This is a genomic window from Thauera aromatica K172 (assembly GCF_003030465.1).
In the GTDB taxonomy this organism is placed as follows: domain Bacteria; phylum Pseudomonadota; class Gammaproteobacteria; order Burkholderiales; family Rhodocyclaceae; genus Thauera; species Thauera aromatica.
Genome location: NZ_CP028339.1, coordinates 1676812 through 1694403, shown reverse-complemented (window position 1 = coordinate 1694403; position 17592 = coordinate 1676812). Strand labels below are relative to the sequence as shown.

Annotated in this window: 9 protein-coding genes, 2 tRNA genes, 3 rRNA genes and 1 pseudogene; 5 read left to right on the top strand and 10 right to left on the bottom strand. The window is 61.0% G+C overall.

Annotated elements, in window-relative coordinates:
* Positions 1-159: 159 nt before the first annotated feature.
* Positions 160-1212, bottom strand: a pseudogene (locus Tharo_RS08000) (ISAs1 family transposase); the annotation flags it as partial.
* 106 nt (positions 1213-1318) lie between these two features.
* On the opposite strand from Tharo_RS08000, the gene Tharo_RS07995 reads away from it, so the two are divergent.
* Positions 1319-2350, top strand: a complete 1032-nt coding sequence (locus tag Tharo_RS07995; RefSeq protein ID WP_107220741.1) for an IS630 family transposase — start codon at positions 1319-1321, stop codon at positions 2348-2350.
* 21 nt (positions 2351-2371) lie between these two features.
* Here Tharo_RS07995 and Tharo_RS07990 read toward each other — a convergent pair whose 3' ends face one another.
* The 6 genes from Tharo_RS07990 to Tharo_RS07965 all read right to left on the bottom strand — a co-directional run bounded on the left by Tharo_RS07990 (position 2372) and on the right by Tharo_RS07965 (position 8432).
* Positions 2372-2938 carry a hypothetical protein gene (locus Tharo_RS07990; RefSeq protein ID WP_159051674.1) on the bottom strand — a complete coding sequence of 189 codons (567 nt, stop codon included), beginning with the start codon at positions 2936-2938 and terminating at the stop codon, positions 2372-2374.
* Positions 2939-3265: 327 nt separating this feature from the next.
* Positions 3266-3379, bottom strand: a 5S ribosomal RNA gene (gene rrf, locus Tharo_RS07985).
* Positions 3380-3498: 119 nt separating this feature from the next.
* Positions 3499-6383: ribosomal RNA gene (locus Tharo_RS07980) — 23S ribosomal RNA — on the bottom strand.
* A 264-nt stretch (positions 6384-6647) separates the two neighbouring features.
* A tRNA-Ala gene (locus Tharo_RS07975) sits at positions 6648-6723 on the bottom strand.
* Positions 6724-6747: 24 nt separating this feature from the next.
* Positions 6748-6824 (bottom strand) — tRNA-Ile (locus Tharo_RS07970).
* Between the two features lie 71 nt (positions 6825-6895).
* A 16S ribosomal RNA gene (locus Tharo_RS07965) occupies positions 6896-8432 on the bottom strand.
* The 16S, 23S and 5S rRNA genes sit together here with 2 tRNA genes alongside, the layout of an rRNA operon.
* Positions 8433-8874: 442 nt before the next feature.
* Between Tharo_RS07965 and Tharo_RS07960 the strand changes: the two genes are divergently transcribed.
* Together Tharo_RS07960 and Tharo_RS07955 are read left to right on the top strand one after the other, a co-directional pair.
* Positions 8875-9669, top strand: coding sequence for a thymidylate synthase (locus tag Tharo_RS07960; protein WP_107220739.1), 795 nt, complete (start codon positions 8875-8877; stop codon positions 9667-9669).
* The gene (locus tag Tharo_RS07955; RefSeq protein WP_107220738.1) at positions 9666-10172 is read left to right on the top strand and encodes a dihydrofolate reductase; all 507 of its coding nucleotides are present in this window, start codon (positions 9666-9668) and stop codon (positions 10170-10172) included. Before Tharo_RS07960 ends, Tharo_RS07955 begins: the two co-directional genes overlap by 4 nt.
* 115 nt (positions 10173-10287) lie before the next feature.
* On the opposite strand, the gene Tharo_RS07950 is transcribed toward Tharo_RS07955, so the two are convergent.
* From Tharo_RS07950 to apbC, 3 genes are all read right to left on the bottom strand, one after another.
* Positions 10288-12531 carry an arginine/lysine/ornithine decarboxylase gene (locus tag Tharo_RS07950; protein WP_107222353.1) on the bottom strand — a complete coding sequence of 748 codons (2244 nt, stop codon included), beginning with the start codon at positions 12529-12531 and terminating at the stop codon, positions 10288-10290.
* A gap of 150 nt (positions 12532-12681) precedes the next feature.
* On the bottom strand, positions 12682-13248 hold the full coding sequence (gene dcd / locus Tharo_RS07945) for a dCTP deaminase (RefSeq protein WP_107220737.1): 567 nt from the start codon (positions 13246-13248) through the stop codon (positions 12682-12684).
* A gap of 183 nt (positions 13249-13431) precedes the next feature.
* Positions 13432-14523 carry an iron-sulfur cluster carrier protein ApbC gene (apbC, locus tag Tharo_RS07940; RefSeq protein ID WP_107220736.1) on the bottom strand — a complete coding sequence of 364 codons (1092 nt, stop codon included), beginning with the start codon at positions 14521-14523 and terminating at the stop codon, positions 13432-13434.
* A 127-nt stretch (positions 14524-14650) separates the two neighbouring features.
* Here apbC and Tharo_RS07935 point away from each other — a divergent pair, with 127 nt between their 5' ends.
* Both Tharo_RS07935 and metG read left to right on the top strand, forming a co-directional pair.
* Complete coding sequence (locus Tharo_RS07935) at positions 14651-15229, top strand: OmpA family protein (RefSeq protein ID WP_107220735.1); 579 nt, start codon at positions 14651-14653, stop codon at positions 15227-15229.
* Positions 15230-15311: 82 nt separating this feature from the next.
* Positions 15312-17501, top strand: a complete 2190-nt coding sequence (gene metG, locus Tharo_RS07930; RefSeq protein WP_107220734.1) for a methionine--tRNA ligase — start codon at positions 15312-15314, stop codon at positions 17499-17501.
* The last annotated feature ends 91 nt before the right edge of the window (positions 17502-17592 follow it).

The window sequence follows — 17592 nt, the reverse complement described above, 5'->3', positions numbered from 1 at the left end:
TTGAACGTGGCACACTTGAGCGGTCTCTTGGCTTGGTAACCAGAGACTCCCCCGAGGGGTTCGTTTGTTCAAGTTCCCTGAGGGGGATCCCCCCTCCGCCATCACGCTGCTTGATCATTCCGCCGGGAAAAGGCATCAGCAGCGGTGACCGTGCTCAGCCTTGCGCGTCGTGTTGAGCCGCAGCAGGTTCATCACGATGTGGCGGACGATGGCCAGGTTGTTGGCGGCGTAGCCGCTGCGTACGCGTGACTGATCCTCGTTGAACTGCACATCCAAACACCAATGAAGCCGATTCTCGATCTCCCAGTGACTGCGTACGGCCCGCGCGATACGCTCGGCGTCGGCGGGCAGGCTGCTGATGTAGAAGACGCGCTCGGTGCTGGTGTGATCGCCCACGGTGCGAATGCGCTCGACCACCGCGAAGCTTGCCAGGTCCTGCCAGTCCTCGGACTTGTAGAGGCGATCGATCGCGGCGTAGGCGCGGCATCGACGGATTTCGATGCGACCGTGGTTCTTGAGCGTGGTCTCGTGGGTCGAGTTCGGCGTCAGCGGCCCTCGCGGATCGATGTCGGCAAACAGGATCGAATCGTGCAGGTTCGGATGGTTCTCCTTCACGCACAGCACGTAATGCGCACCGCGCTCGCGGATTTTGCGGGCGATCTTTGTCTGGGTGCCCATTGCGTCGATCGTCACCACGCAGCCCTCGATCGCCAGCTTGGTAAGCAGTTCCGGAATCGCGGTGATCTCGTTCGACTTCTCGGCGGTTGCCGTCTGGCCGAGCACGATACCCATGCCGGCCGCGAACGCGCTCACCAAGTGCAGCGGACTGGCATCGGTCTTGCTCTTGCCACCCGAGCGTCGGCTGGTCTTGCCGTCGATTGCCACGACCGTATCGCCGGCCAGCGCCGGCACCACCATGCCCACCCAGCGCCGGAAGGCCGATTCGAACTCGTCCGGCGCGATCATGCCGAACACACGGCCGATCGTGTCGTGAGACGGGATGCCGTGCTCAAGCTTCATGAAGCCTCGCAGCCAGTCGATCTTGGCCTCGGCCCACAGCTCGATGTCGACGAAGTCGTCGACACCCGACAGCACCGCACACACCGCCACCGTCAGCAGCTCGGCCAGGTCGTGGCGCGTGTGCCGCGCGCTGCGCGGGTCGGAAATCGAGACGAACACCTGCGTCAGCGGCATGACGTTTCCTGCCTTCATGGGAGGCCCAAAAAGGTAGGAAACTACACAATTTATGACGTTGTGAACAGAGGCCTCGCAAGGTCATGAAAGTTAACGGGATTTTAGATGAGGATATGCGAAGTAGGTGCGATTGCCCTGGCTTCCGCCCGAAGCCCTGGAACACATTCGCCGCCAGGCATTTGTCCTGCGCAAGCAAGGTTACACGTGGTCGCACATCGCTGAGGTGTGCGGGGTTCACGTTGGCACTGTATTGAAATGGGCGCGGCGCGCCCAGGCCGACAGCGTCGACATCGTCATCAAGGGCGGGCAACGTGGCCGACGCCATGGTTCGGGTCGAACGCTGACGCTGGTTCAAGAGGAGCAGTTGCGTTTGAAGATCATCGGTTCGAATCCCGCCCAGCTTCAGCTTGAGTTCGCGCTGTGGAATCGTCGCGCGGTCATGCTCGCCATCAAGCAGCTCTTTGGCATCGACATGCCCATTCGCACGGTCGGTGAGTACCTTCGGCGCTGGGGCTTCACTCCGCAGCGGCCGGTCAAGCGTGCGCTCGAGCAGGATCCGGCCCGGCTCAAGGCGTGGCTCGAGGACGCGTACCCGAAGATCGTTGCGCGCGCCAAGACTGAGGATGCCGAGATCTACTGGGGGGACGAGACCGCCATTCGTCAGGACTCGCACTGGGTGCGCGGCTACTCGATGGCGGGACTGACGCCGGAGCTTCGACTGCCGGCCGGTCGCCATGGATCGACGTCGATGATCTCGGCGATCACCAACCAGGGGCTGGTGCGCTTCTCGTTCTTCGAGGGCGCCATCGATGCCGAACGCTTCATCGTCTTCTTGAAGGATCTGACCCAGGACGCCCAGCGCAAGGTGTTTCTGATCGTTGACAACCTGCGCGTGCATCGCGCCAACCGTGTCCGCGAGTGGGCGGCGGAAAACACCGAGAAGATCGAACTGTTTTACCTGCCGCCGTACGCGCCGGAACTCAACCCCGACGAATACCTGAACCGGGATCTGAAGACGACGATACGCTCCGGGCCGATTGCCAGGACCGCCGCCGCACTGCTCGAGAAGGCGCGCAAGTGCATGGAACGCATTGCTGCGATGCCGGATCGGGTGCGGTCGTATTTCAGTCATGAGTACGTTCGCTACGCTCAGTAAATTAGCTATTTGATTGCCGGGTTAATAGAAGAAGAACTCCATGCTTTTCTTGAGCGCGGCACGGAATAGTTCAACCGACAGAAACTTGGTGCCTCCCTTCAACAAGCGAATTGCGCGAGATGGCTCAGGAGAAGCCGCTGGTTTAGCTGAGAGGTATTGCTGAATTGCGCCGTACAACTCGGAGAAGCCGTGAATTAGATCGGCGCTTTCAAGTTGGGCGATCTCAACATCCTCGATGACTCCTTCGCGGACGCGGAAGAACACGACGCAGGGAAGCGCGACCTGACCTTCGATACCGAGGGCGCTAAAGAAGTGGGCGTTAAATGCCTCAACGGTTGCCTTTGTTCCAGCGTGTAAGTAGAAGATGCTCAGGTCTTTGCCCGATAGACGGTCGAGTTGGGCGAAGACGCCCTGGTTCTTCAGAATCTTGCGGATGGCTTGATCGGTGAAGTCGTAGAAGATGAACGCGAATGACTTTGCACGGCCTTTACTGAGATGCTCGGCGCAAATTTCATCGAGGCGCTGAACGAAGGACGAAAGCCCGTGGCCGATGCCGTTTCCGCTGCCTTGCTCGTAGATAGGGATCATGATTGAGACGCCGAACTTTGTTTTATGGCGACAGTCTTGCCGCATAACATCGGGATGCCGGATAACATGGTCTGCAAGTCACTGTTCAAGAACGCGAGTTGCGCGCATGACAAAATGACTCTACACGAGTAGCAGCCGCCGGCGGCATATTTGGATGCCCCGATCCATGTATTACGTAGCCCGAAAGCATACCGCTTCGTGCGAATGGCCGCTATCTGGTTCGGGCTGTGACAGGCGGCTTCTGGCCGGGTAGTGACAGTCGAAGCAATCGATAACGAGTCTTAACAGGGTGTTGATTTAATGCACTTTCCAGCATCTGCGCGGTTAGTCTGACGATGACCTACTTTCACGAGGGCGGACCTCACTATCATCGGCGCGAGTGCGTTTCACGGTCCTGTTCGGGAAGGGAAGGGGTGGTACCGCACGGCTATGGTCGTCAGACTTTGACTTGTTCTCTGCGTTGGACTGCAGAGCAAAGGAGGAAGAAGGGTGTTGTGTGATTGCCATGCGCGATGTGTGGTTTCGGGCATGGGTTGAGTTCGTTTTGTTTTGAAGGTTATAGGATCAAGCCGCACGGGCAATTAGTACCGGTTAGCTGAACGTGTTGCCACGCTTGCACACCCGGCCTATCAACGTTGTGGTCTTCAACGACCCTTCAGGGGGCTCGAGGCCCCGGGGAAGTCTCATCTTGAGGCGAGTTTCCCGCTTAGATGCTTTCAGCGGTTATCTCTTCCGCACATAGCTACCCGGCGATGCGACTGGCGTCACAACCGGTACACCAGGGGTGCGTCCACTCCGGTCCTCTCGTACTAGGAGCAGGCCCTCTCAAACTTCCAGCGCCCACGGCAGATAGGGACCAAACTGTCTCACGACGTTTTAAACCCAGCTCACGTACCACTTTAAATGGCGAACAGCCATACCCTTGGGACCGGCTACAGCCCCAGGATGTGATGAGCCGACATCGAGGTGCCAAACTCCGCCGTCGATGTGAACTCTTGGGCGGAATCAGCCTGTTATCCCCAGAGTACCTTTTATCCGTTGAGCGATGGCCCTTCCATACAGAACCACCGGATCACTATGACCTGCTTTCGCACCTGCTCGACGTGTGGGTCTCGCAGTCAAGCCACCTTTTGCCATTGCACTATCAGTACGATGTCCGACCGTACCTAGGTGACCTTCGTACTCCTCCGTTACCTTTTGGGAGGAGACCGCCCCAGTCAAACTGCCCACCATGCACGGTCCCCGACCTGGATTCACAGGCCTGGGTTAGAACCTCGACGACACCAGGGTGGTATTTCAAGGTTGGCTCCACCGGAACTAGCGTCCCGGCTTCAAAGCCTCCCACCTATCCTACACAAGTCCCGTCAAAGTCCAATGCAAAGCTACAGTAAAGGTTCATGGGGTCTTTCCGTCTAGCCGCGGGGAGATTGCATCTTCACAAACATTTCAACTTCGCTGAGTCTCAGGAGGAGACAGTGTGGCCATCGTTACGCCATTCGTGCAGGTCGGAACTTACCCGACAAGGAATTTCGCTACCTTAGGACCGTTATAGTTACGGCCGCCGTTTACCGGGGCTTCGATCAAGAGCTTGCACCCCATCACTTAACCTTCCGGCACCGGGCAGGCGTCACACCCTATACGTCCACTTTCGTGTTTGCAGAGTGCTGTGTTTTTAATAAACAGTCGCAGCCACCGATTCTCTGCGGCCCCTTCGCCCTTCGGATGTTCTCCTACAAGCTAACGGGGCATACCTTCTCCCGAAGTTACGGTATCAATTTGCCGAGTTCCTTCTCCTGAGTTCTCTCAAGCGCCTTGGTATTCTCTACCAGCCCACCTGTGTCGGTTTGCGGTACGGTCACTCTATGACTGAAGCTTAGAGGCTTTTCCTGGAAGCTGGGTATCACTCGCTTCGGACCCGAGGGTCCTCGTTATCATGCCTCAGCTTAGCCGCGCGGATTTGCCTACGCAGCACGCCTACACACTTGAACCACCTATTCCAACAGATGGCCGAGCTAACCTTCTCCGTCCCCCCATCGCATCATAGAGCGGTACAGGAATATTGACCTGTTTCCCATCGACTACGCATTTCTGCCTCGCCTTAGGGGCCGACTCACCCTGCGCCGATGAACGTTGCGCAGGAAACCTTGGGCTTACGGCGAGGGTGCTTTTCACACCCTTTATCGCTACTCATGTCAGCATTCGCACTTCCGATACCTCCAGCATCCCTTACGAGACACCTTCGCAGGCTTACGGAACGCTCCCCTACCACGTGTCAAAGACACATCCGCAGCTTCGGTTCATGGCTTGAGCCCCGTTACATCTTCCGCGCAGGACGACTCGACTAGTGAGCTATTACGCTTTCTTTAAAGGGTGGCTGCTTCTAAGCCAACCTCCTAGCTGTCTAGGCCTTCCCACCTCGTTTGCCACTTAGCCATGCATTTGGGACCTTAGCTGGCGGTCTGGGTTGTTTCCCTCTTGACACCGGACGTTAGCACCCGATGTCTGTCTGCCGTATATCACTTTGCGGTATTCGGAGTTTGCTATCGCGGGGTAGATCGCAATGACCCCCCCAACGATTACAGTGCTCTACCCCCGCAAGTGTCCGTACGACGCACTACCTAAATAGTTTTCGGGGAGAACCAGCTATTTCCGGATTTGTTTAGCCTTTCACCCCTATCCACAGCTCATCCCCTAACTTTTCAACGTTAGTGGGTTCGGACCTCCAGTACCTGTTACGGCACCTTCATCCTGGCCATGGATAGATCATCCGGTTTCGGGTCTACGCCCAGCAACTACGACGCCCTTATCAGACTCGCTTTCGCTACGCCTCCCCTATTCGGTTAAGCTCGCTACTGAACGTAAGTCGCTGACCCATTATACAAAAGGTACGCAGTCACCCCTTACGAGGCTCCCACTGTTTGTATGCATGCGGTTTCAGGATCTATTTCACTCCCCTCCCGGGGTTCTTTTCGCCTTTCCCTCACGGTACTGGTTCACTATCGGTCGATCACGAGTATTTAGCCTTGGAGGATGGTCCCCCCATCTTCAGACAGGATTTCTCGTGTCCCGCCCTACTTGTCGCACGCTCAGACCCGCCACCGGCTTTTCGCATACGGGACTATCACCCTGTATCGTCGGACTTTCCAGACCGTTTTGCTAAGCTGATGGTTTAGTCGTGCAGGCTGTTGCGCGTTCGCTCGCCACTACTTGCGCAATCTCGGTTGATTTCTGTTCCTCGAGCTACTTAGATGTTTCAGTTCGCTCGGTTCGCCTCCTCAGACCTATGGATTCAGTCTGGGATACCCCTTGCGGGGTGGGTTTCCCCATTCGGACATCGTGGGATCAAAGCTCTATTGCCAGCTCCCCCACGCTTTTCGCAGGCTTACACGTCCTTCATCGCCTGTGATCGCCAAGGCATCCACCACATGCACTTAGTCGCTTGATCCTATAACCTTGAACCCTCTTCGGTGTTGCCACCTCGAAGGCCCACGTACAGGAACGAACTCGTTTGTGCGATCAAGACTGTGCTGACTACGCAGCCTTGATCAATGCAATCACACAACTTGCAGTACGTACCGGCTACGATACGTACTGCACTTCTTCCACTTTGTTAAAGAGCGAACCTCAATGTCCGGCAGCACCGCTGCCGTTCAAGAAGTAAGAGATGACGAGCTCACGCTCGGCATCTCTTACTTCTCGTCTCGAAACCTGGTGGAGCTGGTCGGGATCGAACCGACGACCTACGGCTTGCAAAGCCGCCGCTCTCCCAGCTGAGCTACAGCCCCCTACTGTCTCGAGCAACCCATTGTTGGTGGGTCTGGTTGGGTTCGAACCAACGACCCCCGCCTTATCAAGACGGTGCTCTAACCAGCTGAGCTACAGACCCTCTCATCCGAGGCTCTTCGCCTGAACAACCGATAAGTTGTGGATACTTGGCCGCTGCGACCTGTTCTCTTGAAAGGAGGTGATCCAGCCGCACCTTCCGATACGGCTACCTTGTTACGACTTCACCCCAGTCATGAATCTCACCGTGGTAAGCGCCCTCCCGAAGGTTAAGCTACCTACTTCTGGTGAAACCCACTCCCATGGTGTGACGGGCGGTGTGTACAAGACCCGGGAACGTATTCACCGCAGCATGCTGATCTGCGATTACTAGCGATTCCGACTTCACGTAGTCGAGTTGCAGACTACGATCCGGACTACGATCGGCTTTTTGGGATTGGCTCCACCTCGCGGCTTGGCAACCCTCTGTACCGACCATTGTATGACGTGTGAAGCCCTACCCATAAGGGCCATGAGGACTTGACGTCATCCCCACCTTCCTCCGGTTTGTCACCGGCAGTCTCACTAGAGTGCCCAACCAAATGATGGCAACTAGTGACAAGGGTTGCGCTCGTTGCGGGACTTAACCCAACATCTCACGACACGAGCTGACGACAGCCATGCAGCACCTGTGTCCAGGCTCCCGAAGGCACCCTCGCCTCTCAGCAAGGTTCCTGGCATGTCAAGGGTAGGTAAGGTTTTTCGCGTTGCATCGAATTAATCCACATCATCCACCGCTTGTGCGGGTCCCCGTCAATTCCTTTGAGTTTTAACCTTGCGGCCGTACTCCCCAGGCGGTCGACTTCACGCGTTAGCTGCGTCACTCAGTGCATTGCTGCTCCGAACGACTAGTCGACATCGTTTAGGGCGTGGACTACCAGGGTATCTAATCCTGTTTGCTCCCCACGCTTTCGTGCATGAGCGTCAGTACAGGCCCAGGGGGCTGCCTTCGCCATCGGTGTTCCTCCTGATCTCTACGCATTTCACTGCTACACCAGGAATTCCACCCCCCTCTGCCGTACTCTAGCCTTGCAGTCACAAACGCAGTTCCCAGGTTGAGCCCGGGGATTTCACATCTGTCTTACAAAACCGCCTGCGCACGCTTTACGCCCAGTAATTCCGATTAACGCTCGCACCCTACGTATTACCGCGGCTGCTGGCACGTAGTTAGCCGGTGCTTCTTAGTCCGGTACCGTCATCCATGGCCTATGTTAGAGACCACGATTTCTTCCCGGCCGAAAGAGCTTTACAACCCGAAGGCCTTCTTCACTCACGCGGCATGGCTGGATCAGGGTTGCCCCCATTGTCCAAAATTCCCCACTGCTGCCTCCCGTAGGAGTCTGGGCCGTGTCTCAGTCCCAGTGTGGCGGATCATCCTCTCAGACCCGCTACGGATCGTCGCCTAGGTGAGCCTTTACCTCACCTACTAGCTAATCCGACATCGGCCGCTCCAATCGCGCGAGGTCCGAAGATCCCCCGCTTTCTCCCTCAGGACGTATGCGGTATTAGCGTACCTTTCGATACGTTATCCCCCACGACATGGGCACGTTCCGATGCATTACTCACCCGTTCGCCACTCGCCGGCAGGCCGAAGCCCCCGCTGCCGTTCGACTTGCATGTGTAAAGCATGCCGCCAGCGTTCAATCTGAGCCAGGATCAAACTCTTAAGTCCAATTTTTTAAAGAACCGCCGCAATTCGCTGCAGCAGAGAAACGAGATTATGAACAGCTCGAAACACACTGTCAAGCCTCTGCAGAACTTTCCTCGAACCGCCGAGTCTCTTCCGGCACGCCCGCATCCTGCACAAACTCTCGCTCCTGCCCTCCAGCTCCGCCCCCCGTCCAACCGGTGAAGCGCTGAAAGAGGTGCGCATTTTAGACAACAAAGAAAGAAATGCAAGGGGAAAATCAATGAATCATTCTATCCGGACATAACATCCAAGCGGGGCGGGCAAGCGGGATGCGCCATCCGTCCGCCGCCGACCGGGAACAGGGCCAGATTTTTGCGACTTCCGCCCTGCACACGCCTGCGGCCACGGCGACCCGCAACACACGCTCCGGCGCAGTGCGATTTGCGCGGTAGGGTAGAATTCCCTGCTTTGGTGGGGGCTTTCGATGCAACAGTATCTTGATTTGATGCGCCACGTGCTCGAGCACGGCGATTCGAAGACCGATCGGACCGGCACCGGCACCTTGTCGGTGTTCGGCTGGCAGATGCGCTGCCGCCTTCAAGACGGTTTTCCGCTGCTGACCACCAAGAAGCTGCATACACGCTCGATCATTCACGAGCTGCTGTGGTTTCTCCAGGGCGACACGAACATCCGCTACCTCAACGAGCACGGCGTGTCGATCTGGGATGAATGGGCGGACGAGAGCGGAGACCTCGGCCCGGTATACGGCAAGCAATGGCGCCGCTGGGAGGCTGCGGACGGGCGCACGATCGACCAGATTTCCCGCCTCGTCGACGGTCTGAAGCGCAATCCCGACTCCCGCCGGCACATCGTCTCCGCCTGGAACCCCGGCGAAGTCGACCGCATGGCACTGCCGCCCTGCCACGCCCTGTTCCAGCTCTACGTCGCCAACGGCCGCCTATCGTGCCAGCTCTATCAGCGCAGCGCGGACATCTTTCTCGGCGTCCCGTTCAACATCGCCTCCTATGCCCTCCTGACGCACATGCTGGCCCAGGCCTGCGAACTGGAAGTCGGAGATTTCGTGTGGACCGGAGGCGACTGCCACCTCTACACGAACCACTTGGAGCAGGCGCGCGAACAACTCGCCCGCGCCCCCCGCCCCCTTCCGAGGCTGAAACTGAATCCGGAGGTGAAGGACATCTTCGCCTTCCGCCTCGAAGACATTGCCCTCGAAGGCTACGACCCCCACCCTCACATCAAGGCCCCGGTCGCAGTATGAATGTTCCGGAAATCGTCATCGTCGCAGCCGTCGCCCGCAACGGCGTCATCGGCCGCGACAACGGCCTGCCCTGGCGCCTGAAAGCCGATCTGCAGCACTTTCGGGCGCTCACCACGGGCCACCCGATCGTGATGGGACGCAAGACCTGGGAGTCGCTCGGACGACCACTGCCCGGGCGGCGAAACATGGTCGTCAGCCGCGATCCCCTGTTCCGTGCCGACGGCGCCGAGGTATTCCCCACCCCGCAAGCGGCGCTCGCCGCCGCCGGCAGCGGGCACGTCTTCGTGATCGGCGGAGCCCAGCTGTATCGCGCCACGCTCCCCCTCGCCGACCGCCTGGTACTGACCGAAATCCAGGCGGACGTCGCGGGAGACGCGCACTTCCCCCCGTTCGACCGCAGCATCTACATCGAAGAGCTCCGCAGCTCCCGCAAGGCCGACGCGGACAATCAGTTCGACTTCGACTTCGTCGAATACCGCCGACGCGGGACAGCTGCCGGATAGACTCCGAAAACGCCCTCCGGGAAAGACTGCACGTCGTGGGCAGGCGCGCTCCCGCAGAATCGAACAAAGCCGTAAATCGCGGCGCCTTGCGCGCACGCCCCGAGCAAGGGCGCGCTCACCCCTTCACGCAATCGACGTGGTAGCGCCCGTCGCCCCCCTTCACCAGGCCGTGAATGTCCGTCTCGAAACCGGGAAACTCGGCATTGAAGTCGCGGGCGAACTTCAGGTAGCGCACGATCGTGCCGTTGAAGCGCTCCCCCGGGATGAGCAAGGGGATCCCCGGCGGATAGGGCGTGACCAGCATTGCCGTCACACGGCCCTCGAGTTCGTCGATGACGACACGTTCGATCTCGCGGTGCGCCATTTTTGCGAAGGCATCGGCCGGTTTCATCGCCGGCACCATGTCCGACAGGTACATCTCGGTGGTCAGGCGGGCGATGTCGTGGGCCTTGTAGAAGCTGTGGATCTGATTGCACAGATCCTTCAGCCCGACACGCTCGTAGCGCGGATGCTTGGCGATGAAATCGGGCATCACCCGCCACAGCGGCTGATTGCGGTCGTAGTCGTCCTTGAACTGCTGCAGTTCGGTCACCATGGTGTTCCACCGCCCCTTGGTGATGCCGATCGTGAACATGATGAAGAACGAGTAGAGGCCGGTTTTCTCGACGATGATGCCGTGCTCGGCCAGATACTTGGTGACGATCGCCGCCGGGATCCCGGTATGGTCGGCGAAATCGCCATCCATGTTCAGCCCCGGAGTGATGATCGTCGCCTTGATCGGGTCGAGGATGTTGAACCCTTCGGCAAGATCGCCGAAACCGTGCCAGCGGTCGCCCGCCTTCAGCGTCCAGTCCTCGCGCGAACCCAGCCCTTCCTCGGCGAGGAACTCCGGCCCCCAGACCTTGAACCACCAGTCGTGCTCGCCGAATTCGGACTCGACCTTGCGCATCGCACGGCGGAACTCGACGGCCTCCGACAGTGACTCGTTGACCAGCGCCGGGCCGCCCGGCGCCTCCATCATCGCCGCGGCGACGTCGCACGAGGCGATGATCGCGTACTGCGGCGAAGTCGACGTGTGCATCAGGTAGGCTTCGTTGAAGATGTCGCGGTCGAGCTTTCGCGTCTGCGAGTCCTGCACCAGGATCTGCGAAGCTTGGCTGAGTCCGGCCAGCAGCTTGTGGGTGGACTGGGTGGAGAACACCATCGACTCGCGGCAGCGCGGGCGGTCGGCGCCGATGGCGTGGTAGTCGCCGTAGAAATCGTGGAAGGCCGCGTGCGGCAGCCAGGCTTCGTCGAAGTGCAGGGTGTCGATCCGGCCGTCGAGCATGTCCTTGATCGTTTCGACGTTGTACACCACGCCGTCGTAGGTGGACTGGGTGATCGTCAGGATGCGCGGCTTCTTGCTCTGGGCCTCGCGCGCGAACGGATTGGCCTCGATCTTCTTCTGGATGTTCTCCATCGAGAACTCCTCCAGCGGGATCGGGCCGATGATGCCGTAGTGGTTGCGGGTCGGAGTCAGGAACACCGGCACCGCCCCGGTCATGATGATCGAGTGGAGGATGGACTTGTGGCAGTTGCGGTCCACGACGACGATGTCGCCCGGCGCCACGGTGGTGTGCCACACCATCTTGTTCGAGGTCGAGGTGCCGTTGGTGACGAAGTACAGATGGTCGCAGTTGAAGATGCGCGCCGCATTGCGCTCGGAAGCCGCCACCGGCCCGGTGTGATCGAGCAACTGGCCGAGTTCATCGACCGCATTGCAGACGTCGGCGCGCAGCATGTTCTCGCCGAAGAACTGATGGAACATCTGCCCGACCGGGCTTTTCAGGAAGGCCACCCCGCCCGAGTGTCCCGGGCAGTGCCACGAGTACGAACCGTCCGCGGCGTAATGCGTCAGCGCACGGAAGAACGGCGGCGGCAGCGACTCCAGATAGTTCTTCGCCTCGCGCACCACATAGCGTGCAATGAACTCCGGCGTGTCCTCGAACATGTGGATGAAGCCGTGCATCTCGCGCAGCACGTCGTTGGGGATGTGCCGCGTGGTACGCGTCTCGCCGTGCAGGAAGATCGGAATGTCGGCGTTGCGCAGGCGAATCTCCTCGACGAACGCACGCAATCCGGCGATGGCGCGGTCGGCGGCTTCGGGCGAGGAAAATTCTTCGTCGTCGATCGACAAGATGAAGGCAGAGCCGCGGCTCTGCTGCTGGGCGAAGGACGTCAGGTCACCGTAACTGGTGACCCCGAGGACCTCCATGCCCTCATCTTCGATCGCCTTGGCAAGGGCGCGGATCCCCAGCCCGGACGTGTTTTCCGAACGGAAATCCTCGTCGATGATGATGATGGGAAAATGGAATCTCATCCTGTTCGCCTCCAGCGGGGTCTTGCGCGACGGGCCGGTGCGGAAAGCCTGTTCCGCCACTCGCCGCCCATGCGTTACCGAAAGTGATTCGAAAAAACACAAGGGGCCGTCAGGCGGCCCCGTGCGAGCTTCGGCCGTCAGCGTAAACGCTCAAATTTTCGGCAGCGTGACGCCGGTCTGGCCCAGATACTTGCCGCCACGGTCCTTGTACGAAGTCTCGCAGGTTTCATCGGATTCGAAGAACAGCATCTGGGCTACCCCTTCGTTGGCGTAGATCTTGGCCGGCAAGGGGGTGGTGTTGGAAAACTCCAGCGTCACGTGCCCCTCCCACTCGGGCTCGAGCGGAGTGACATTGACGATGATGCCGCAGCGCGCATAGGTGCTTTTGCCCAGGCATACCGTCAGTACGCTGCGCGGGATGCGGAAATATTCCACCGTGCGCGCCAGAGCGAAGGAGTTCGGCGGAATGATGCACACTTCGCCGGTGAAGTCGACGAAGTTGCGCGCATCGAAATCCTTCGGATCGACGATTGTGGAGTTGATGTTGGTGAAGATCTTGAATTCGTTCGCCACCCGCACATCGTAGCCATAGCTCGACGTGCCATAGGAAACGATACGCCCGCTGCCGTTGGCCCGCACCAGTTCCGGCGCGAACGGCTCGATCATGGCGGCCGTTTCGGCCATGCGGCGGATCCATTTGTCGGACTTGATCGACATCGGCGCAGATTCCAGTACGGCCCAAGGGCCGGTTGCAAAAACGGCGTAGTGTAGGACAAGCACCGCAGCGGGGAAAGACCGGCGTTCGATGCCCGCTCCCACCGCCCCATCGCCCCGGCACCGAGGCAGAGCCGCCGCCGGCGGCCCGGCGGACCGCCACGCGCCGGGGCCCGGATGAAGTTCTCAGCTGCTCTTGAAGACGATGTTCGGGAACTTGTGCGTCATGTCCTTCGACTTCTCGGCGATGCGCACCGCGACCTTGCGCGCGATCTCCTTGTAGATCACGGCGATGCGCCCATCCGGGTCGGAGACCACGGTCGGCGCACCGCTGTCGGCTTCGGAACGGATCTGGATGTCGAGCGGCAGGGCGCCGAGGAACGGGATGCGGTAGTCCTCGCACATCTTCGCGCCACCGCCATGACCGAAGATGTGCTCTTCGTGGCCGCACTTCGAGCAGATGTGGATGCTCATGTTCTCGACCACGCCGAGGATCGGCACCCCCACCTTCTCGAACATCTTCAGCCCCTTGCGCGCATCCAGCAGGGCGATGTCCTGCGGCGTGGTGACGATCACCGCGCCGGTCAGCGGCACGCTCTGCGACAGTGTCAGCTGGATGTCGCCCGTTCCCGGCGGCATGTCGATGACGAGGTAGTCGAGATCGTTCCAGGCCGTGTCCTTGAGCATCTGGTTCAACGCCTGGGTCGCCATCGGCCCGCGCCACACCATCGGGGTGTCCTGTTCGATCAGGAAGCCGATCGACATCGCCTGGATGCCGTAGGCCTCCAGCGGCTGCATGGTCTTGCCATCGTCCGACACCGGGCGCTGATCGCCGATGCCCAGCATCTGCGGCTGCGAGGGGCCGTAGATATCCGCATCAAGGATGCCGACGCGCGCGCCTTCGGCGGCCAGCGCCAAGGCCAGGTTCACCGCCGTCGTGCTCTTGCCCACGCCGCCCTTGCCCGAAGCCACGGCGACGATATTGCGCACCCCTTCGAGCAGTTTCACGCCATGCTGAACCGCATGCGCCACCACCTTGCTGGCGACCCGGATCTCGACCTTGCCCACGCCGGGCAGCTTCGCCAGCGCCGCGGCCAGCATCGCCCGGATCCCTTCATGCTGGCTCTTCGCCGGATACCCCAGCTCGACGTCGAAGCGGACATTGCCCCCATCGAGCGTCAGGTTGCGGATGCAGCGCCCGGAGACGAAATCCTTTCCCGTGTTGGGATCGACCACCTGCCTGAGCGCTTCGGTTACGGTTTGCTGATCAAGACTCATCGCGTTTTCCTCGATAATCGGTGCACCCGCCTCCGGGTGAAAACTGCAGAATCATACCGGAGCCCGGACGTTCACTCATCCGTACCGACAACAGGGTTTCCGCCCCGTCACTGCCGACCCCCTCCCGATGAAGCACGCCTCTTTCCTCCCTTCGCTACTGGCGGCCGCGCTGATGGCGGCCTGCGCCACTCCCGGCCAGCCCCCCGATGCAGCCGCCGCCCCCGGCGATCTCATCCACCGCCATGCGCTCGTGCGCCCCGCTTCGCCCTCGCCCGACTGGCCCGCCGTGCGCGAGCGCGTCGTGCGGGCGCTCGCGAACCTGCCGCAAGTGGGCGTGGGCCGCGCCGAGCACAAAGGGCTGAGCCTGCAAATTCCCGTCGCCGACGGCTTCGCCTCGGGCGCCAGTACGATCCGCCCACCGCTCGCCCGCACCCTCGATGCACTCGCGCCCACGCTGGCAGCTGAAACCGGTATCAGCATCCTGGTCGTCGGCCACACCGACAGCCAGGGCAACGAGATGGTGAACCTGCGCCTGTCGATCGCCCGCGCCGAAGCCGTCGTCGAACACCTGCGCCAGCGCGGCATCGGGCTCGAGCGCCTGAGTGCCGATGGTCGCGGCGAATCCGACCCGCTGACCAGCAACGCGACCGAAGAAGGCCGTGCGCGCAATCGCCGCGTCGAACTGCTCCTGCGCCCCCTGCCCTGAGCAAGGCCGACGCTCCCAGCGCGGCAAGGGCGCCGCTTTGCTAAACTGCGCACCTTTCACCTGCCGCTCCGCGTCCCCCACCATGCCCCGCAAGATTCTCGTCACCAACGCCCTGCCCTACGCCAACGGGGACATCCACCTCGGCCACCTGGTCGGCTACATCCAGGCCGACATCTGGGTGCGCTACCAGCGCATGCGGGGGCACACGGTGCACTACGTGTGTGCGGACGACACCCACGGCACCCCGGTGATGCTGCGCGCCGAAAAGGAAGGAATCAGCCCCGAACAGCTCATCGCCCGGGTTCACGGCGAACACCTGCGCGACTTCACCGCCTTCGGCGTCGCCTTCGACAACTACCACTCCACGCACAGCGCGGAAAACCGGTTCTACGCTGAAGACATCTACGGCAAGCTCGATGCCGGCGGCCTGATCGACACCCGCGCGATCGAGCAGTACTACGACCCGGTCAAGGAGATGTTCCTCCCCGACCGCTTCATCAAGGGCGAATGCCCCAAGTGCGGCGCCGCCGACCAGTACGGCGACAACTGCGAAGCCTGCGGCGCGGCCTACACCCCGACCGAGCTGAAGAACCCCTATTCGGCCGTTTCCGGCGCGACCCCGGTACTGAAGACCTCCGAGCATTATTTCTTCCGCCTGTCGGACGGGCGCGCGGTCGACTTCCTGCGCGACTGGACGCGCGGCAGCAATGCAGCCGGCGAGCGCCGGCTGCAGGCAGAGGCCGCCAACAAGATGAAGGAATGGCTCGGCGAAGCCGGCGAAAACAAGCTCTCCGACTGGGACATCTCGCGCGATGCGCCCTACTTCGGGTTCGAGATCCCGGGCGCGCCGGGCAAGTACTTCTATGTCTGGCTCGACGCGCCGATCGGCTACCTCGCCAGCTTCCGCAACCTCGCCGCCAAGCGCGCCGCCGCGGGCGAGACGATCGCCCTCGAGGACTACACCGACGCCGCCCGCGCCCAGGCCGCCGGCACCGAAATGGTGCACTTCATCGGCAAGGACATCCTTTATTTTCACGCCCTGTTCTGGCCCGCGATGCTGAAGTTCGCCGGCTACGCCACGCCCAGCCAGCTGTGCGTCAACGGTTTCCTGACCGTAGACGGCGCAAAGATGAGCAAGAGCCGCGGCACCTTCATCACCGCGCACTCCTATATCGCGCAGCAGCTCAACCCGGAGTGGCTGCGCTACTACTTCGCCGGCAAGTCCAACGGCACCATGGAAGACGTCGACCTCAACCTCGACGACCTGATCGCCAAGGTCAATGCCGACCTCGTCGGCAAGTTCGTGAACATCGCCAGCCGCTGCGCCGGCTTCATCGGCAAGCGCTTCGACGCTCAGCTGGGCGAAGTCGACACTGTGGCCTGCGCACCGTTCGCCGATGCCTGGACGGCAGGCACGATCGCCGCGGCCTTCGACGAGCGCGACTACAGCCGCGCGCTGCGCGAGATCATGCGCCTGGCCGACGTCGCCAACCAGTACGTCAATGACCACAAGCCGTGGGAACTCGCGAAGCAGGAAGGCCAGGAGCCGCGCCTGCACACCGTGTGCAGCACCGCACTGACGATGTTCCGCGACCTCGCCCGCTACCTCAAGCCGGTGCTGCCGGCGCTCGCCACCGAAGTCGAGGCCTTCCTCGCGATCGCGCCGATGGACTGGCAGGGCGGCTGGGCGCCGCTTCCCGCCGGCCATCCCATCCAGACCTACCGCCACCTGATGACGCGCGTCGAGCGCAAGCAGATCGACGCCCTGCTCGAAGCCAACCGCGAGTCGCTCGCTCCCGCCGCCGTGGCGCCGGCCAAAGCGACGAACAGCCCGCACGACTCCCAGGCCGCTTCCTCCCAGCAACGCCACGCCGAGAAGCAGCAGCACGCGGCGCAGGCCGCCGAAACGCCCCTGGAGCACATTTCGATCGACGACTTCACCAAGATCGAATTGCGCATCGCCAGGATCGTCGACGCCCGGCACGTCGATGGCGCCGACAAGCTGATCCGCCTCGCGCTCGACATCGGCGAGACCGACGACGCCGGCAAGCCGAAGCCGCGCCAGGTCTTCGCCGGCATCAAGTCGGCCTACGACCCGGCCAGCCTCGTCGGCCGCCTGACGGTGATGGTCGCCAACCTCGCGCCGCGCAAGATGAAGTTCGGCATCAGCGAAGGCATGGTCCTCGCCGCCTCGGATGCCGAAAGCAAGGCCGGCGGCATCTACCTGCTGTCGCCCGACACGGGCGCCGCGCCGGGAATGAAAGTGAAATAAGCCGGCTCCCGCCATGCCACTGACGCCCTCGAAACGCTGGATCGTCCTGCACCACGCAGGCCGGGGGCGCCTGTCTCCCTAGCACTGCCCG